The organism is Xylanibacter brevis ATCC 19188 (assembly GCF_000621725.1).
Taxonomy (GTDB): Bacteria; Bacteroidota; Bacteroidia; order Bacteroidales; family Bacteroidaceae; genus Prevotella; species Prevotella brevis.
The window spans coordinates 28,958-47,003 of record NZ_JHXM01000001.1 but is presented as its reverse complement, the minus strand read 5'-3'; the positions used below and the strand labels follow the sequence as shown (position 1 = coordinate 47,003).

Below are 18,046 nucleotides of genomic sequence, written 5' to 3'. Positions count from 1 at the left end.
GAAAATGTTGTACTTTTGTAGCCATGAAGATGAATTGGGAAAAACTGATTTCTAATTGTCGACTCGGACAAGAGCATCGTCATCTGGAACGTCATGATGACCGTACGGAGTTTAAACGCGACTACGACCGACTGATCTTTTCGGCGCCGTTTCGTCGGTTGCAGAACAAGACCCAGGTGTTCCCCTTGCCTGGCAGTATCTTTGTGCACAACCGACTGACGCACTCGCTCGAGGTGGCCAGCGTCGGCATGTCGCTGGGCAACGATGTGGCTGCAGCCTTGTCGGCACGCGGAGAAAAGGGCCCTTTCATCGGTGAAATCGGTCAAATTGTGGCCACAGCCTGTTTGGCGCACGACCTGGGCAACCCGCCTTTCGGCCATTCTGGCGAGAAGGCCATCCAGACATTCTTCACCGAGGGCAAAGGTGCCTATCTGCAAGAGAAGGTGTCGCCAGAGTTCTGGTCGGACATTACCCGCTTTGACGGTAATGCCAACGCCTTCCGTCTGCTCACCCATAGCTTCAAAGGGCGTCGAAAGGGTGGCTTTGCCATGACCTACAGCACGCTGGCTTCCATCGTGAAGTATCCCTATCCCTCGTATGCTGCCAAGAAAAACAAGTTCGGTTTCTTCACACCCGAGCACAACGACTATGTCACCGTGGCCAACATGCTGGGCATTCCCCGTCTGAAGACGGAAGACGGTGCCGAGCGCTGGGCACGTTATCCGCTGGTCTATCTGGTGGAGGCTGCCGACGATATCTGCTATGAGATTATGGACCTCGAGGATGCCTACAAGTTGAAGATTCTGAACCTCGCTGAGGCGAAGGAACTGATGCTCTCGTTCTTCGATGAAATGGGCAAAAAACACATCATGCAGCGCATCGACGAAGAACTGCTTTATGACCCCAACGAGCAGATACAGTACCTGCGTGCCTGCGTCATCGGACTGCTGGAGCACGAGTGCTACCAGACATTTATGGCCCACGAAGACGAGATTTTGGAGGGTACCTTCCAAGGCTCGCTCATCAATCATATCTCTGAGGTGCCGCGTCAGGCCTATGTCCATTGTGCTGAGGTCTCGAAGAGTCGCATCTATCGCAGTAAACCTGTGCTCGATGTGGAGTTGTCGGGTTATCGCATCATGGCCACGCTCATGGAACTGATGGTCGAGGCTATCGAGCATCCCGACCGCTACTACTCTCAGCAGCTGATTGGTCGTGTGTCGAGCCAGTATGAGATTGAACACGAAGACTTGGAAGTTCGCCTCATGGCTGTCATCGATTACATCAGTGGAATGACCGATGTCTATGCCCTCGATGTCTATCAGAAGATCTGTGGTATCTCGTTGCCTATCATTTAAACTTGATTTTTTAATAGCCAAAAGGTATATGAATGGTGCTGTTGTTGTGGCTGAATAAACAACTGATTCAGCCCCTTTTAGCACCTGCTAGTGCCCCTTTTGTTTTCCTATACTTTTCGTTTCGTTTTTGTTCTAGGGGCTAGAAAGTTCATTTCTAGAGTCTAGAATGGGTCAATCTAGGGTCTAGAATGGCAGCGTCTAGAGTCTAGAATGGTGCGTTCTAGACCCTAGATGAGGACCAAAAGTGGCACTATTGCATGATAAAAGTGGCACTATTGCATGATAAAAGTGGCACTATTGCACGATAATAGTAGCAGTATTGCGTGTCAATAGTGACAGTATTGGTTTGTAAAAGGGCTGATGTAGGGATACAATTGAGGCCAAAACAGAATGCGTTTTGGCCTCAATCATTATTTAGTTCTTTTCCTTGTAGATGACCTTGTTGGCACCGCTCGTGATCTTCAGCGCCTCGGGGTGATCCTTGATGAACGAGTCGATGTGGCGCACGCGCTTCTCTTCAAGTATCTCGTCCATGGCAATCAGGATGCCAGTCTCTTCCACGTCGCCGAAACCATAGTTGATGGCCGTTCCAAACAGTTTCATGGTGGGCGAGAGACTCATGTAGGCATTCACCAGAGGTGGAATGTTATAGCCCAACTTGCGAATCTCGCGGTTCAGTATCTTATAGTCTTCTTTGAATGAATCCTCGCAGAACAGACGTTTCATGTCCTCCTCGTTAGCCTCAATTTTTAGCGGTTTCATCGGGATGACAAGCTTTTCTTTGTCGTCAAAGTGCTTCTTTAGGAAATACAGAATCATGTCGCGTCCCTCACGGATGTATGAGGGATACATGGTCATCTTGCCGAAGAAATATTTCACGTTGGGCATGATGACCGTCAGGGCGCCCAGTCCATCCCACAGATTGTCGAGCGCAAACAAACTCTTGGCTCCCATCTTCGAACTCTGGTAGGGCAGACTTACAAACGAACGGCCCAGCTCTATGGTGTAAGGCATATACTCCTTGAGGAACTTTTCCGAGAAGTGGAACATGTGGCTGGTGGCCAGGTGGGGCTGACCATTACTGTCTATGTCCCATTTGTTGCCCTCCAGATAGCGGTAGCCGCCAATGATCTCCTCGGCCTCTGGGTTCCAGACGATGAGCTGTTTGTAGCAGTTCTCGCACGTGTCGAACTCGTCGATGTCCACCTCTTTGCCGGTGCCACCTCCCGCTTCGCGGAAGGCAATCTCGCGCAGTCGTCCTATTTCGCGCATCACGTTGGGGGCATTATGTGCCGTGACAACATAGATCAGGTTGTTGCTCTTGTTGGTCATGCGCAACTGTCGCTCAGGCGTGAGTTCGCTCTTGAGCACTTCGACGGGTATTGGATCAATAATCGGCTGTTCCATGTTTTCGTTTGCTTGTATCTTTATCGTGCTAATTCGTAAACTTGTTTTTTGACTGTTTTAGCCCACTCTGCTGGTGTCTTGTCGTTGGTGAACGACTCCCAGGATATGGGTTTTCCAAATGTGATCGTAAACGTGTTGCCCGTGTTCTTAAACATCTCGTCGGCCAGAAATAGCATGGCGATGTTCACCTTCTTCACGTAGCGGTCGCTGATGTTCGAAAGTCGGTAGAAGAAGTTGCTGTTGTGTCCCTCGAAATAGACGGGGACCACGTCGCGGTGGGTCTCGATGCTCTTGGCAATGAACGTCTTCTTCCACTCCAGATCGCAAATCTTGCCGTTGCGCTTGCGCGAGCAGAGACCTGCAGGAAACATCAGTATGTGCGTGTCGGCCTGAAAACCAGCCTCAATCATGGCGGGGAAGTTGCGCGACTGCTTGCCAGTCTTGTTGATGGGGATGCACAGCGGCGCCAAGCCGGGCAGGTTCATCAGCAGGTCGTTGACCAGATAGCGGAAGTTGTCGTCGTAGTGCTCGCCGATGACAGAGCCGATGGCGATGCCGTCGATGCCCCCCAGTGGGTGATTGCTCACGAATGTATAGCGCTTGGGGTCGTCCTTGGCGGGCAGGTTCTCCAGTCCTTTTACCTCGATCTTCACGTTTAGGAAGTCGATAGCAGCCTTTAGCCATGGTGTGCCTTGCAGATTGCGTGCACTCCAAAGGAAGGTGTTGATCTGGTCTTCATGAACGATGTGCTTCAGCCACCAGACGAGAGGTCTTGGCACCCAACGGGCTTTGCTGCCCATTTTGCCTTTCAGTACCTTGTCTATATCGATGGTCTTCTCCATGCGTGTCTTTATTTTAACGGCATGCAAAAGTACTCAAAAACTTTCATTTTCAGCACATTTTTGCCTTAAAATGTGCAATTTTACATTAATTAAGATAATTTAGTGACATTGCACAAAAATGACCAAGTGTGTAATGCTATGTATTAAAAAAAGAAAAAATGATTTTTTTTAGTTGTTTGATGAAAATTTGTGGGGAAATGTGGGGGATTGTGGAGGAAAATGATTACTTTTGCATCCGAGACTCTATAATTATTGTTCGCATGCGATTTTTAGGTAACATAGAAGCAAAAACCGACGCCAAAGGACGCGTCTTTCTGCCGGCCACCTTCCGAAAGGTGCTGCAGGCAGCAGGCGATGAGGTGCTGGTGATGCGCAAGGATGTGCATCAGAAATGCTTGGTGCTTTACCCGGAATCGACGTGGAACCGCCGCATGGATGCGCTACTGGAGCGAATCAGCGAGTGGGACGACATGGGTCAGCAGGTGTTGAGACAATATGTCTCAGAGGCCGAGGTGCTGACGCTCGACGGCAATGGACGTTTTCTGATTCCTAAGCGCTATCTGCAAATGGCAGAGATCGAGCAGTCGGTGCGCTTCATTGGCATGAACGATGCCATTGAGATATGGGCCACCGAGAAGACCTCCGAGCCATTCCTGAGTCAGGAGGAGTTCTCTCAGAAACTGAAGCAAATCATGAATAGCGGGGTGAAAGAAGGATGATCAAGACGGCTGAAACATATCATGTGTCTGTACTGCTGAAAGAAAGCGTAGAGGGGTTGGCTATACGTCCTGACGGCGTCTATGTGGACGTGACGTTCGGCGGTGGCGGTCACTCGCGTGAAATCCTCCAGCACCTGTCGGCCGAGGGTCATCTGTACAGTTTCGACCAGGATGCCGATGCAGAAAACAACATCGTGGCCGACGAGCGATTCACCTTCGTGAGGAGCAATTTCAGATATCTCAAGAACTGGATGCGCTATTATGGCGTAGAACAGATAGACGGTCTGCTGGCAGACCTGGGCGTGTCGTCACATCACTTCGATGATGCAGAGCGCGGTTTCTCGTTCCGCTTCGACGCACCGCTCGACATGCGTATGAACAAGCGTGCGGGCATGACGGCCGCCGACGTGGTGAACGACTACGACGAACAGCGACTGGCCGACGTGTTCTACCTCTACGGAGAACTGAAGAACGCCCGCAAGATAGCTGCCGTGCTGGCCAAGGCGCGCCAGCAGCAGCGCATAGAGACCACCGGACAGCTGATGCAGGTCACCGAAAAATTGTTTCAGCGCGAGCGCGAGAAGAAGGAAATGACCAAGCTGTTTCAGGCCCTGCGTATAGAGGTGAACCACGAGATGGATGCCCTGCGCGAGATGTTGCTCGGCGCCTGCGACATGCTGAAGCCTGGAGGCCGACTGAGCGTGATCACCTATCACTCGCTGGAAGACAGAATCGTGAAAAACGTGATGCGCAGCGGCAATGCCGAAGGGCGACAGGAACAAGACTTCTTCGGAAGGGTGAAGAGTCCGTTACACCTTATTAATAATAAAGTGACAACACCCTCTGCCGAGGAGCTGGAAAACAACCCTCGAAGCCGAAGCGCCAAATTGAGAATAGCCGAGAAAATTTAAAGATAACATAATGCAGAATGACTAACAACGACGGAACCACACTATCCGACATGGAGCTCATCATTGAAGAGACATCCACCGAGGAAACATCTGATGAAAATGAAAAAACATCGTCGGCCTACGAGCAGTTGAAAGAAAGCACTACTGAGGACGACGATGATATGACCGGTACGCTGACGCTGCGCCAGATTCTGGGCGGCGACCATCTGCTGGTCTTCGTGCGTCATCATGTGTGGCTCATTCTGCTGATTATGCTGTTGACCACGGTCTATGTGGGTTTCCGCTATCAGTGTCAGAAAGACGTGATCGAGATCAGCGACCTGGAGAAGGTGCTGACCGATGCTAAGTATAAGGCACTGGCCAGTTCGAGCAATCTGACTGAGCTGTGCCGACAGAGTAATGTGCTGAAGGTGCTGCGTGAGAACAATGACTCACTGCTGAGAATCAGCGACCAGCCCCCTTATATTATTAACATCCCAGAAGAATAAGACAGAGTCGTGAGCAGGTTTAACAAAGAAAAGGTGATGCCGCGTTATTTCGCCATTGCGGTGGTGTTGACGCTGATAGGTCTGGCCGTGGTTTTCAAGGCCGGCTATACCATGACTGTGGGCAGAAGCTACTGGGAGGTGGTGGCCGATCGACTGAAGAGCGACAGTGACAGTGTGCGCCCTGACCGCGGTAACATCCTGAGCAGCGACGGCCAGCTGTTGGCCAGCAGTATTCCTGAATACATGATATTCATGGACTTTCAGCCGGGCGACCGCGAGGATACGGCATGGACCCACAAGCGCGACTCGGTGTATTACAGCAAACTGGACAGTCTGTGCAACGGACTGCATGATATCTTCCCCGACTGGACGGCCGAGAAATTCAAGGAACGCCTGGAGGAAGGACACAACAAGAGGCTGCGCGACGGCTCTGTCGGTGCGCGCCACTGGAAGATCTATCCCAAGCGAATTAGCTATAACACCTATTGCGAGGTGTTGCAGTTGCCCTATTTCAACCTGCCCAAAAACAAGTATGGCTTCCATGCCGAGCCCTTCGTGGCGCGTCGTCGCCCCTTCGGTTCGCTGGCTGAACGTACCATTGGCGACATCCGCAGCTTTGAGGGCGGTAAGGACACGGCTCGTTTCGGTATCGAACTGACCTACGACTCTATCCTGCGTGGTCAGGTGGGCATCCGTCGTAAGCAGAAGGTGCTGAACCGCATGGTGCCCTTCACCGTGAAATCGCCCGTGGCTGGTGCCGATATCGTGACCACCATCGATGTGGGCATGCAGGACTTGGCCGAACAGGCACTGATCGAAGAGCTGAAGAAATGGGAAGCCTCGATGGGTGTTGTCATCCTGATGGAGGTGAAGACGGGTAATGTGAAGGCCATTGTCAACATGCGTCGCGGTGCCGACGGCGAATATTACGAGCGCTTCAACGATGCCATCAGCTATCGCTGTGAGCCTGGTTCGGTGTTCAAGGTGGCCTCGTTCCTGGTGGCCTTCGACGATGGTGTGATCGACACCACCTATACGATAGACACCGGTTGCGGTATCATGCAGATGCATGGTGCTAAGATGAAAGACCACAACTGGCACCGTGGAGGCTATGGTGTGATCAACGCGGCCCGCACGCTGGAGGTAAGTAGTAACATCGGTGTGAGCTATGTGATAGACAAATTCTACGGCAAGAATCCTACGAAATATGTGGAGGGACTTTACCGTGTGGGCATCGGTCAGGACCTGAAGCTCCCCATCGTGGGTTATGCACCGCCTAAGATACGTATGCCGAATACCAAGACCACGAAGCGCTCGGACTACTGGAGTAAGACCACGCTGCCATGGATGAGTATCGGTTATGAGACACAGATTGCACCTATCAATACGGTGACGTTCTACAACGCCATTGCCAACAATGGTAAGATGATGCGCCCACGTTTCGTCGAGAAAATCGTGAAAGACGGTCAGGTGATCTACGAGACAAAGCCTGAAGTGATCAAAGAGCGCATCGCTAAACCGTCGGCTGTCAAGATGATGCAGACGGTGCTGCGCCATGTGGTCAGCCAGGGACTGGGTAAGAGGGCCGGTTCGCACTCGTTCCAGGTATCGGGAAAGACCGGTACGGCACAGGTGGCAAAGGCCGGCGGCTACAAGAGCGGCGTGGTGGACTACTGGTTGTCGTTCTGCGGATACTTCCCTTCCGACAATCCTCAGTACAGCTGTATCGTCTGCTTGAAGAAGTCGGGACTGCCTGCTTCAGGTGGTGCTATGTCGGGTGCGGTGTTCCATAACATCTCTGAGGGCGTGATGGCCAAGAGCCTGAAGTTGAGAGTGGAGGATGCCCGCGACTCGCTGTCGGTGTTTATCCCCGACGTGAAGGGCGGCAACACGAAGAACGCGAAGTATGTGCTCGAGCACTTGGGCATCCATACGGGCGAGATGAAGTTTGAGGCTGCGAAGACCGCTCCTCACCAGATGCCAAACACCATCGGAATGGGTGCCCGCGATGCGGTCTATGCCGTGGAGAAGCAAGGCATCAAGGCTCGCGTGAAAGGCAAGGGACGCGTGGTGCGCCAGAGCATTGCGCCAGGCAGTCATCTGAAGGATGGCATGATTTGCACGCTGGAGCTGAACTAACAAGAAAAAAAAGAAGAACAAGATATGAAACTGAAAGACATTATCAAGAGTATTGCAGTAATCAAGGTGGAAGGCAATGCCGATATCGACATCGTGGATATCGATATCGACTCGCGCAAAGCTGCTGCCGGTCATCTGTTTGTGGCTATCAAGGGTACACAAACTGATGGTCATCAGTATATTCCCAAAGCCATTGAGCTGGGCGCTTCGGCTGTGCTTTGCGAGGACATGCCTGCAGAGCTGAACCCACAGGTGTGCTACGTACAGGTGGCTTCGACCGAGGCTGCCGTGGGACCTGTGGCCACAACGTTTCAGGGTGACCCTACGTCGAAGTTGAAACTGGTGGGCGTGACGGGTACTAATGGTAAGACAACCATCGCCACCTTATTATATAATATGTTCCGCAAGCTGGGTTACAAGTGCGGTCTGCTGTCAACGGTATGCAACTATATCGAGGACGAGGCAGTGCCTGCCAGTCATACCACGCCCGATCCCATCGAACTGAACCGCCTGCTGAAGCGCATGGTGGATGCCGGTTGTCAGTATGTGTTCATGGAGTGTTCGAGTCATGCCATCGCCCAGCAGCGCATCGGTGGACTGAAGTTTGCCGGTGGTCTGTTCACCAATCTGACACGCGACCACCTGGACTATCATAAGACGGTGGAGAACTACCGTAACGCCAAGAAGCAGTTCTTCGACATGTTGCCCAAGGATGCCTTCGCCATCACCAATGCCGACGATAAGAACGGCATGTTCATGGTGCAGAACACCAAGGCTGAGGTGAAGACCTATTCTACACGACAGATGGCCGACTTCCGTGGTCGCATCATCGAATGCCACTTCGAAGGCATGTACCTGGAGGTAGATGGCCGTGAGGTGGGCGTACAGTTCATTGGTAAGTTTAATGTGAGCAACCTCCTGGCTGTCTATGGCGCTGCCGTGATGCTGGGTCAGAAGCCCGAGGATATCCTGCTGGTGCTGAGCACCCTGAAGAGCGTGGCTGGCCGATTGGAGCCCATCCACTCGCCCGAAGGATTTACGGCAGTGGTTGACTATGCCCACACGCCCGATGCCCTGGAGAACGTGCTGAAGGCCATTCACGAGGTGATGGACGGCAAAGAAGGTAAGATCATCACCGTGTGTGGTGCCGGTGGCAACCGCGACAAGGGTAAGCGCCCCTTGATGGCGCAGGAAGCCGTGAAGCAGAGCGACCGTGTGATTATCACCAGCGATAACCCTCGTTTTGAGGAGCCACAGGATATCATCAACGATATGCTGGCAGGTCTTGACCAGAAGCAGATGAAGAAGGTGGTGAGCATCGTAGATCGTAAGGAGGCCATCAAGACCGCAGTGATGCTGGCTGAAAAGGGCGACGTCATCCTGATAGCTGGTAAGGGCCATGAGGACTACCAGGAGGTGAAGGGCGTGAAGCACCATTTTGACGACCGTGAGGTGGTGAGAGAAATCTTTGGCATCTGATCTTCCGCGAGTCTGACGCAGACAGTCGGCAAGACGAGCCAAGAGACAACGATATTATGAAATAACGAATACATTGAATTGATATGCTATATTATATCTTTAGATTTTTAGAACAGTATAACATCCCAGGGGCGCACCTGTGGAGCTACATCTCCTTCCGTGCCCTGCTGGCCATGATCCTGTCGCTGGTCATCTCGGCATGGTTTGGCGAGTTCTTCATCAAATGGATGAAGCGCCGCAAGATTTTCGAGACCGAGCGCGATCCGGCCATCGATCCCTTTGGCGTAGAGAAGAAGGGTGTGCCCACCATGGGCGGCATCATCATCATCGTCTCTATCCTGGTGCCGGTGCTGCTGTTGGGACGTATCAGGAATATCTATCTCATCCTGATGGTGATCACCACCATTTGGCTGGGCTTCCTGGGTTTCATGGACGACTATATCAAGATCTTCCGCAGAAACAAGGAAGGCCTGAAAGGTAAATATAAGATTGTAGGACAGGTGTCTATTGGCTTTATCGTGGGACTGACGCTCTACCTGAGCCCTGACGTGGTGATGAGGGAGAATATCTCGACACCCGTGAAGAACAAGATGGAGATGGTGAAACATGAGGCCAAGGCGCATAAGTCGCTGAAGACAACGGTGCCTTTCACCAAGCATCATAACCTGAGCTACTCAGAGATCATGTCGTTCGTGGGCAAACATAAGGTGGCAGCAGGCTGGATCCTGTTTGTGGCCATGACTATCTTGGTGGTGACGGCCGTTTCTAACGGTGCCAACCTGAACGATGGTATGGACGGTATGTGTGCCGGCAACTCGGCCATCATCGGTGTGGCGCTGGGCATCCTGGCCTATGTGTCGTCGCACGTGGGCTTCGCCTCCTATTTCGACATCATGTTTATTCCTCACAGTGAGGAACTGGTGGTGTTCTTGTCGGCCTTTGTGGGTGCCATGATCGGTTTTCTGTGGTACAACGCCTTCCCCGCCCAGATCTTTATGGGCGACACCGGTTCGCTGACCATTGGTGGTGTGATTGGTGTGGCTGCCGTGATCATTCACAAGGAACTGCTGTTGCCCATCCTCTGTGGCATCTTCTTCGTGGAGAGCCTCAGTGTGATCATCCAGACACAGTGGTTCAAACTCATGAAGAAAAAAGGTCAGCGCGTGCGCGTGTTCCGTGCCACGCCGATACACGATAACTTTAGAAAACTAGACTCGCAGTTGGATCAGACATCGCGCTATATCCTGAAGGGATGGCCCCACCGCCCGTTCCATGAGTCAAAGATTACTATCCGCTTCTGGATAACAACGATTATCCTGGCAGCGTTAACGATTATAACATTGAAGATACGATGAAGAGAATTGTAGTACTTGGTGCAGGTGAAAGTGGCGCAGGAGCTGCTGTGCTGGCAAAGAAAGAAGGTTTTGACGTGTTCGTTTCAGACATGTCACGCATTGGTGAGCGCTATAAGAAGATGCTCGACGACCATCAGATAGTATGGGAAGAGGGACAGCACACCGAGGAGAAGATACTGAATGCCGATGAGATTATCAAGAGCCCAGGTATTCCTGAGACAGCACCCATGGTGAAGAAGGCAATGGACCGCCAGATTCCCATCATCAGTGAGATTGAGTTTGCCGGAAGATATACAAACTCTAAGATGATCTGTATCACGGGATCTAACGGTAAGACCACCACGACCTCTCTGATCTATCATATCTTCAAGGAGGCTGGCTATGATGTGGGCCTGGCTGGTAACATCGGTAATTCGCTGGCATTGCAGGTGGCCGAGGAGCCTCATGCCTACTATGTCATCGAACTGTCTTCGTTTCAGTTGGACAACATGTATGACTTCCGTGCCAACATTGCCATCCTGCTGAATATCACACCTGACCACCTGGACCGCTATAATTTCGAGATGCAGAACTATGTGGATGCTAAGATGCGTATTCTGCAGAACCAGACGGCCGAGGATGCTTTCATCTATTGGAACGACGACCCCATCATCAGTCGCGAACTGAAGAAATATGATATCAAGGCTATCCAGTATCCTTTCTCTGAACTGAAGGAAAAGGGTAGTATCGGTTATATTGAAGAAGGAAAATATGTGCTGGAGAAGCCAGAGCCCTTCAACATGGAACAGGAACAGCTGAGCCTGACGGGACGCCATAACATCTACAACTCGCTGGCAGCCGGACTGGCTGGTGATATCGCTGGTATCAAGAAAGAGGTGATACGCAAGTCGCTGAGCGAGTTCCCCGGTGTGGAACACCGTCTGGAGAAGGTGGCTACCGTTCGTGGCGTGAAGTATGTGAACGACTCGAAAGCTACGAATGTGGATGCCTGCTGGTATGCCCTCGACTCGATGAAGACCAAGGTGGTGCTGATCCTGGGTGGTAAGGATAAGGGTAATGACTATGATCCTATCAAGCCACTGGTGAAAGAGAAGTGCTCGGCACTGGTCTATCTGGGCGCCGACAACCAGAAGTTGCACGACAACTTCGACAGCCTGGGCATCCCCGTGCGCGACACGCACTCTATGAAAGACTGTGTGGCAGCCTGCTACGAGTTGGCCAAGACTGGCGAGACAGTGCTGCTGTCGCCCTGTTGCGCGTCGTTCGACCTCTTCAAGAACATGGAGGACCGCGGAGAACAGTTCAAAGAACTGGTTAGAAGCTTATAATCATAAGGAATGGAGAAGAAGATAGGAAATCTGTTTAAAGGTGACAAGGGAATATGGACGGTGTTCCTGTTCCTCTGCATCATCAGTATCGTCGAGGTCTTTTCGGCTTCGAGCACGCTGACGTATCATTCGCAGAGCTATCTGGGACCTATCCTGGGACACGTCAGCAAGATCTTGATCGGACTGATGGTGACTATCGTTATTCTGAACATTCCATGCCGTTACTTCAAACTCATCACACCCATGCTCCTGTTGGTGACCTATGCCACGCTGATATGGGTGCTGTTTGGCGGTCAGAGCATTAATGGTGCCAACCGTGTGATACCCTTGCCGGGATTCACCTTCCAACCGTCTGAGATTGCCAAGGGCACGCTGGTGCTGGCCGCAGCTCAGGTGCTGAGTGCCATGCAGAAGCCCGATGGCTCGGGCGCCGATCCGCTGGCCATGAAATATGTGCTGATTATGGCGGTTCCTGCTGTCGCCTTGATTGGTATAGAGAACCTGTCAACGGCGGTGCTGCTCTTCATGGTGATCTACCTGATGATGTTCATAGCCCGCGTGCCAATGATTCAGATGGGTAAGCTCACGGGTGTGCTGCTGCTCATCGTGGCAGGCTTCCTGATCCTGGTGTTCTCTTTGTCGAAGCTCGACCGCGAGGGTAAGGAACTGGAGGCTGCGCAGAAAGCGGGCAATCTGGAACTGGTCAAGAAGCAGAAGGCAAAGGAGGAAAAGTCTGGTTGGGACAGACTGACCCACCGCTTCTGGACTTGGAAAAACCGTATTGCCGGTGAGGACGAGAACAAGAATGTGGAGGCAGCCCAGTATAAGGTGACTGATAAGAACTATCAGGTGACACACTCGAACCTGGCCATCGCTTCGTCTAACATAGTAGGCAAGGGACCTGGCAACTCGGAGGAACGCGACTATCTGCCGCAGGCTTATTCCGACTTTATTTTTGCCATCATCATCGAAGAGATGGGCATAGGAGGTGCCATCGCAGTGGTGTTCCTTTATGTGATATTGCTGTTTAGGGCGGCACGAATAGCCAGTCGGTGTGAGAACAACTTCCCGGCGTTCCTCATCATGGGACTGACCATGCTGCTGGTGTTCCAGGCGGCCATTAACATGTGTGTGGCTGTCGATTTCGGCATTGTCACAGGTCAGCCGCTACCTTTGGTGTCGCGCGGTGGTACATCGACCATCATCAACTGTGCCTATATCGGTGCCATCCTGAGCGTGAGCCGTTCGGCCAAGCGTCGTGAGGAGAACGGTAAGAGTGAAAAGAAAAGTCGTTTGAAAATAACTAGCGAATTGGAAGAATCATGAAACAGCCAAGAATCATCATCAGTGGAGGTGGAACAGGAGGACATATATTTCCCGCTGTCTCTATTGCTAATGCTATTCGTGAACTTTGTCCTGATGCAAAGATATTGTTTGTTGGCGCACAGGGAAGAATGGAAATGCAGCGCGTGCCACAGGCCGGCTACGAGATAAAGGGTCTGCCCATCATGGGTTTCGACCGTAAGAACTTATTAAAGAACATCAAGGTGCTCTACCACGTGTGGAAGAGCCAGCGCATGGCCAAAGCCATCATCCGTGACTTCCAGCCGCAGGTGGCTGTAGGCGTGGGTGGCTATGCCAGCGGTCCTACGTTGAACAAGGCTGCCTCGATGGGTATTCCTTGTCTGATACAGGAGCAAAACAGCTATGCTGGTGTCACCAATAAGCTGTTGGCCAAGAAGGCATCGAAGATCTGTGTGGCCTACGAGGGCATGGAGCGCTTCTTCCCAGCAGAGAAGATCATGATGACGGGTAACCCCGTGCGTCAGGCTTTGCTCGATTCGAAGGTGACGCGTGAGGAGGCTCTGAAGTCTTTCGGACTGAGTCAGGAGAAGAAGACGGTGCTGCTGGTGGGCGGCAGTCTGGGCGCTCGCACCATCAACGAGAGTGTGCTGCAGCATCTGGACGAGATTGCCCAGTCAGGCGTGCAGTTTATCTGGCAGACCGGTAAGTACTACAGTGCTCAGATAGCTGAGACACTGAAGGAGAAAGGCCAGCCCGAGAACCTGCGTGTCATGGACTTTATCAGTGATATGGCTGCTGCCTATAAAGCTGCCGACCTGGTCATCAGCCGTGCCGGTGCCAGTTCTATCTCTGAGTTCTGCCTGATAGGAAAGGCCGTCATCCTGGTGCCCAGCCCGAATGTGGCTGAAGACCACCAGACGAAGAATGCGATGGCACTGGTGAACCGTGGTGCCGCCCTGTTTGTGAAGGATGCAGAGGCACAGGAGAAACTGATTCCTCTGGCCTTAAAGACCGTCGCTGACGATGCGCGCCTGAAGAGCCTGAGCGAGAATGTGCTGAAGCTGGCATTGCCCAACTCGGCCGAGATCATCGCCAAAGAGGTACTGAAGTTAGCAGAAAAAAAATAATCAAATAATGGAAGCAAAAGATATAAAAGCCGTCTATTTTGTAGGTGCCGGTGGCATTGGTATGAGTGCTATCGTGCGCTACTTTATTCATCGTGGCCTGGTGGTTGCCGGCTACGATAAGACGCCATCGGATCTGACCAGGCAGTTGGAGAAAGAGGGCGCTATGATTCACTATGAAGAGAACGTAGATGCTATTCCTGCTGCATGTAAGGACCGTGAGCATTGTCTGGTGGTGTACACCCCGGCAATTCCAGCAGAGCATAAAGAGCTGGTCTATTTCCAGACAAATGGTTTTGAGGTGCAGAAACGTGCACAGGTGTTGGGCACGCTGACCCGCCAGATGAAAGGACTCTGCGTGGCCGGCACACACGGAAAGACCACCACATCGAGCATGTGTGCTCATATCATGCATCAGAGCAGTCAGGACTGTAATGCGTTCCTGGGTGGTATCACCAAGAACTATGGCACCAACTATATTGTCAGCGATTCAGAGTATGTGGTGATCGAGGCCGACGAGTTCGACCGTTCGTTCCACTGGCTCTCGCCCTGGATGACGGTGATCACGGCCACCGACCCTGACCATCTTGATATCTACGGCACCAAAGAGGCTTATCTGGAGAGCTTCCGTCACTACACCGAACTGATTCAGCCGGGTGGTGCACTGATCATTCACCGTGACTTGGAGATGAAAGAGCATCTGCAGGATGGCGTGAAGCGCTATGACTACGCCTTGAACGAGGGTGACTTCCATGCAGAGAACATCCGAATAGAGAATGGAGAGATCACGTTCGACTTCATCTCTCCCATCGAGTCGGTGAAGGATGTGCAGCTGGGACATCCCATTCCCATCAACGTGGAGAATGGCGTGGCAGCCATGGCCATGGCACAGTTGGCTGGTTGCACGGCCGAAGAACTGCGCCAGGGCATGAAGACCTATGGTGGCGTGGATCGTCGTTTCGACTTTAAGATCAAGACCGACAAGCTGGTGTTCCTTTCAGACTATGCACATCATCCCAAAGAGATCTACCAGAGTGCACGCAGCATTCGTCAGCTCTATCAGGGACGTCATATCACAGCCATCTTCCAGCCACACCTCTACACCCGTACCCGCGACTTCTATCAGGACTTCGCCGAGGCGCTGAGTCAGTTGGACGAGGTCATCCTGACCGAGATATATCCTGCCCGTGAGTTGCCTATCGAAGGTGTCACCTCGCAGTTGATCTACGATCGCCTGGCTCCTGGCGTTGAGAAACATCTGGTGAACAAGTCGGATGTGCTTCCCATGATCAAGAGTCGCGATTTCGATGTGTTGATTATCCTTGGTGCCGGCGACCTGGATGCTCAGGTGCCTGAGATCGCCGAGATACTTAAAGCAAGATTATAATACACGTATGAAGAAAGTCGTCATCATCCTTCTCAGCCTCTTGATAGCGGTCTATCTGGTATTCGTTTTCGCCATGCAAAGGAATCCGGAAGGCCCAGACACCATGTGCAAGGGCGTGAAGATTGAGATTGCCCAGGAGGGAGACGTGGGGTTCTTGACCGTCGAGGACGTGAGAAACATATTGACGGTGGACCAGTTGAACCCGCAAGGACGGATGATGAGCGAGGTGAACACGAGGGTTATTGAGGAGAAACTGGCATCAAAAGATCTGGTGGAGAGCGCAGAATGCTATAAAGCACAAGATGGGATGGTGCACGTCATTATCAAACAGCGCATCCCCGTCATCAGGGTGATGGGCGACAATGGCGACGATTATTTCCTCGACAGCAGCGGCCAGCGCATGCCTCGCACTGACTATTCGTGCAACCTGCTGATTGCTACTGGCCATATCAGTATGAAATATGGCGAGAAAGTGTTGGGGCCAGTGGCTAATATTCTGCGCAAGGACGAGTTCTGGAACGACCAGATCGTACAACTGAACGTGTTGGCCGATGGTACCATTGAGATGGTGCCGCGTGTGGGCGACCATATTATATATATAGGACAGCCAACCAACCTCCGCACGAAGTTGGACCGACTGTGGAAGTTCTACGTCTATGGTTTGAACCAGGCCGGATGGAACCGCTACTCGCGCATCAACGTGGAGTTTGATAATCAGATTATTTGTAAGCGAAAATAAAACAGATAAAACAGTATGGCTGAAATTAAAGATTTTATTATTGCAATTGAGCTCGGTTCATCGAAGGTGACGGGCATTGCAGGACAAAAGAAACCTGACGGCAGCATCAGTGTGCTGGCGATGGTGAACGAAGACTCGTCTGCATTTATCCGCAAGGGTGTTGTTTACAACATCGACAAGACGGCTCAATGTCTGACAAGCATTATTAAAAAACTGGAAGGCCAGCTGAAGACCCGTATCACACAGGTCTTCGTGGGTGTGGGCGGCCAGTCTATTCGTAGCGTGCGCAATACGGTGGTAAAGGAACTGCCCGACGACGGCATCATCACACAGGAGATGGTGGTGCAGCTGATGGACGAGAACCGTGCACTGGACTATCCAGATCAGAAGATCCTGGATGTGGCAGAGCAGGAGTACCGCGTTGACTCGCAGTTGCAGATGGATCCCGTGGGTATCCGTGCTGCACACTTGGAAGGAAACTTCCTGAATATCCTGGAACGTAAGTCGTTCTTCGAAAACCTGAACAAGTGTTTTGAGTCTGCACAGATCAATGTGGCAGAGATGTATCTGGCTCCCTTGGCCCTGGCTAATGCCGTGCTGACCGAGGCCGAGAAGCGTTCGGGATGTGCTTTGGTGGATATCGGTGCCGATACCACTACGGTCTCTGTGTTCTGGAAGAATGTGCTTCGCCACCTGGCTGTTATTCCTTTGGGCTCAAACAATATCACAAAGGATATCACTTCGCTGCAGATGGAAGACAGCGAGGCCGAGCAGATGAAGTTGAAATATGCCTCGGCCTATACAGACAATGGCGATATTGATCCTACGTTGAAGTACTCTATCAGCGCCGACAGACAGGTGGACAGCCGCCAGTTTATTGAACTTGTAGAGGGACGCGTAGAGGAGATCATCGAGAACGTACGTTATCAGATTCCTGCAGAATACTACGATAAACTGTTGGGCGGTATCATCCTGACGGGTGGTGGCGCTAACATGAAGAACATAGAGCATGCCTTCACCATGTACACCCACATCGAGAAGGTGCGCGTGGCTAAGTTCGTGACGATGACCATCAACTCGGCTAACGAGGCTATCAAGGCTCGCAACGGCATGTATAACACCGTCTTGGGACTCCTGGCTAAGGGCGACCTGAACTGTGCTGGCAACTTTATTGATCCTAATGGCGACCTGTTCGAGGGCCAGAGCGCTCCACAGCCTACTGGTCTTGACCGTCGTCCCCGTCAGCCTCATGAGTTGGAAGGGGGCGTGATCCGTTCTTCTCAGGAGGAAGCGCTTGCTGCAAAAGAGCGCCTCAGAAAGGAAGAGGAAGAGGAACGTGCTGCTCAACGCGAACGTGAAAAAGAAGAAGAGGAAGAGCGCAGAAGACGTAAGGAGAACAGTGCGCTGAATAAGTTCGGCAAGAAACTTAACCGTTTCTTCCAGAAGTTAACCGAAGATGAATAAC

Annotated in this window: 15 protein-coding genes; 13 read left to right on the top strand and 2 right to left on the bottom strand. The window is 51.9% G+C overall.

Going from position 1 to position 18,046, the window contains the following annotated elements; translation table 11 throughout:
- The first annotated feature begins 29 nt into the window (after window positions 1–29).
- Window positions 30–1,358 carry a dGTP triphosphohydrolase gene (dgt, locus tag T433_RS0100160; RefSeq protein ID WP_027454379.1) on the top strand — a complete coding sequence of 443 codons (1,329 nt, stop codon included), beginning with the start codon at window positions 30–32 and terminating at the stop codon, window positions 1,356–1,358.
- Window positions 1,359–1,772: 414 nt separating this feature from the next.
- Here the strand turns inward: dgt and glsB are convergent, their stop codons facing one another.
- A complete protein-coding gene (glsB, locus tag T433_RS0100155) occupies window positions 1,773–2,765 on the bottom strand; it encodes a glycine N(alpha)-acyltransferase GlsB (RefSeq protein WP_027450681.1) in 993 nt (330 codons plus the stop codon).
- A gap of 20 nt (window positions 2,766–2,785) precedes the next feature.
- Window positions 2,786–3,607 (bottom strand): lyso-glycine lipid O-acyltransferase GlsA, encoded by an 822-nt coding sequence (gene glsA / locus T433_RS0100150; RefSeq protein WP_027454378.1) that lies wholly within the window; start codon window positions 3,605–3,607, stop codon window positions 2,786–2,788.
- Window positions 3,608–3,867: 260 nt separating this feature from the next.
- Here glsA and mraZ point away from each other — a divergent pair, with 260 nt between their 5' ends.
- The 12 genes from mraZ to ftsA all read left to right on the top strand — a co-directional run bounded on the left by mraZ (window position 3,868) and on the right by ftsA (window position 18,045).
- On the top strand, window positions 3,868–4,326 hold the full coding sequence (gene mraZ / locus T433_RS0100145; protein ID WP_027450679.1) for a division/cell wall cluster transcriptional repressor MraZ: 459 nt from the start codon (window positions 3,868–3,870) through the stop codon (window positions 4,324–4,326).
- The gene (gene rsmH, locus T433_RS0100140) at window positions 4,323–5,237 is read left to right on the top strand and encodes a 16S rRNA (cytosine(1402)-N(4))-methyltransferase RsmH (protein ID WP_027450678.1); all 915 of its coding nucleotides are present in this window, start codon (window positions 4,323–4,325) and stop codon (window positions 5,235–5,237) included. Before mraZ ends, rsmH begins: the two co-directional genes overlap by 4 nt.
- Before the next feature lie 17 nt (window positions 5,238–5,254).
- A complete protein-coding gene (locus T433_RS0100135; protein WP_052342181.1) occupies window positions 5,255–5,725 on the top strand; it encodes an FtsL-like putative cell division protein in 471 nt (156 codons plus the stop codon).
- Window positions 5,726–5,734: 9 nt separating this feature from the next.
- The gene (locus tag T433_RS0100130) at window positions 5,735–7,864 is read left to right on the top strand and encodes a penicillin-binding protein (protein WP_027454377.1); all 2,130 of its coding nucleotides are present in this window, start codon (window positions 5,735–5,737) and stop codon (window positions 7,862–7,864) included.
- Between the two features lie 24 nt (window positions 7,865–7,888).
- Window positions 7,889–9,343 (top strand): UDP-N-acetylmuramoyl-L-alanyl-D-glutamate--2,6-diaminopimelate ligase, encoded by a 1,455-nt coding sequence (locus T433_RS0100125; protein WP_027450675.1) that lies wholly within the window; start codon window positions 7,889–7,891, stop codon window positions 9,341–9,343.
- Window positions 9,344–9,426: 83 nt separating this feature from the next.
- Window positions 9,427–10,698, top strand: coding sequence for a phospho-N-acetylmuramoyl-pentapeptide-transferase (locus T433_RS0100120; protein ID WP_027454376.1), 1,272 nt, complete (start codon window positions 9,427–9,429; stop codon window positions 10,696–10,698).
- On the top strand, window positions 10,695–12,026 hold the full coding sequence (gene murD / locus T433_RS0100115) for a UDP-N-acetylmuramoyl-L-alanine--D-glutamate ligase (RefSeq protein ID WP_027450673.1): 1,332 nt from the start codon (window positions 10,695–10,697) through the stop codon (window positions 12,024–12,026). The genes T433_RS0100120 and murD overlap by 4 nt, the downstream gene beginning before the upstream one ends.
- Window positions 12,027–12,035: 9 nt before the next feature.
- Window positions 12,036–13,352: an FtsW/RodA/SpoVE family cell cycle protein gene (locus T433_RS0100110; protein WP_027454375.1), complete on the top strand. Its 1,317-nt coding sequence runs from the start codon at window positions 12,036–12,038 to the stop codon at window positions 13,350–13,352.
- Complete coding sequence (gene murG / locus T433_RS0100105) at window positions 13,349–14,458, top strand: undecaprenyldiphospho-muramoylpentapeptide beta-N-acetylglucosaminyltransferase (RefSeq protein ID WP_428837363.1); 1,110 nt, start codon at window positions 13,349–13,351, stop codon at window positions 14,456–14,458. Before T433_RS0100110 ends, murG begins: the two co-directional genes overlap by 4 nt.
- Window positions 14,459–14,465: 7 nt before the next feature.
- Window positions 14,466–15,842 carry a UDP-N-acetylmuramate--L-alanine ligase gene (gene murC, locus T433_RS0100100; RefSeq protein WP_027454373.1) on the top strand — a complete coding sequence of 459 codons (1,377 nt, stop codon included), beginning with the start codon at window positions 14,466–14,468 and terminating at the stop codon, window positions 15,840–15,842.
- A 7-nt stretch (window positions 15,843–15,849) separates the two neighbouring features.
- On the top strand, window positions 15,850–16,581 hold the full coding sequence (locus tag T433_RS0100095) for a cell division protein FtsQ/DivIB (RefSeq protein WP_027450669.1): 732 nt from the start codon (window positions 15,850–15,852) through the stop codon (window positions 16,579–16,581).
- Window positions 16,582–16,605: 24 nt separating this feature from the next.
- Window positions 16,606–18,045: a cell division protein FtsA gene (ftsA, locus tag T433_RS0100090; RefSeq protein ID WP_027450668.1), complete on the top strand. Its 1,440-nt coding sequence runs from the start codon at window positions 16,606–16,608 to the stop codon at window positions 18,043–18,045.
- Window position 18,046 lies beyond the last annotated feature (1 nt).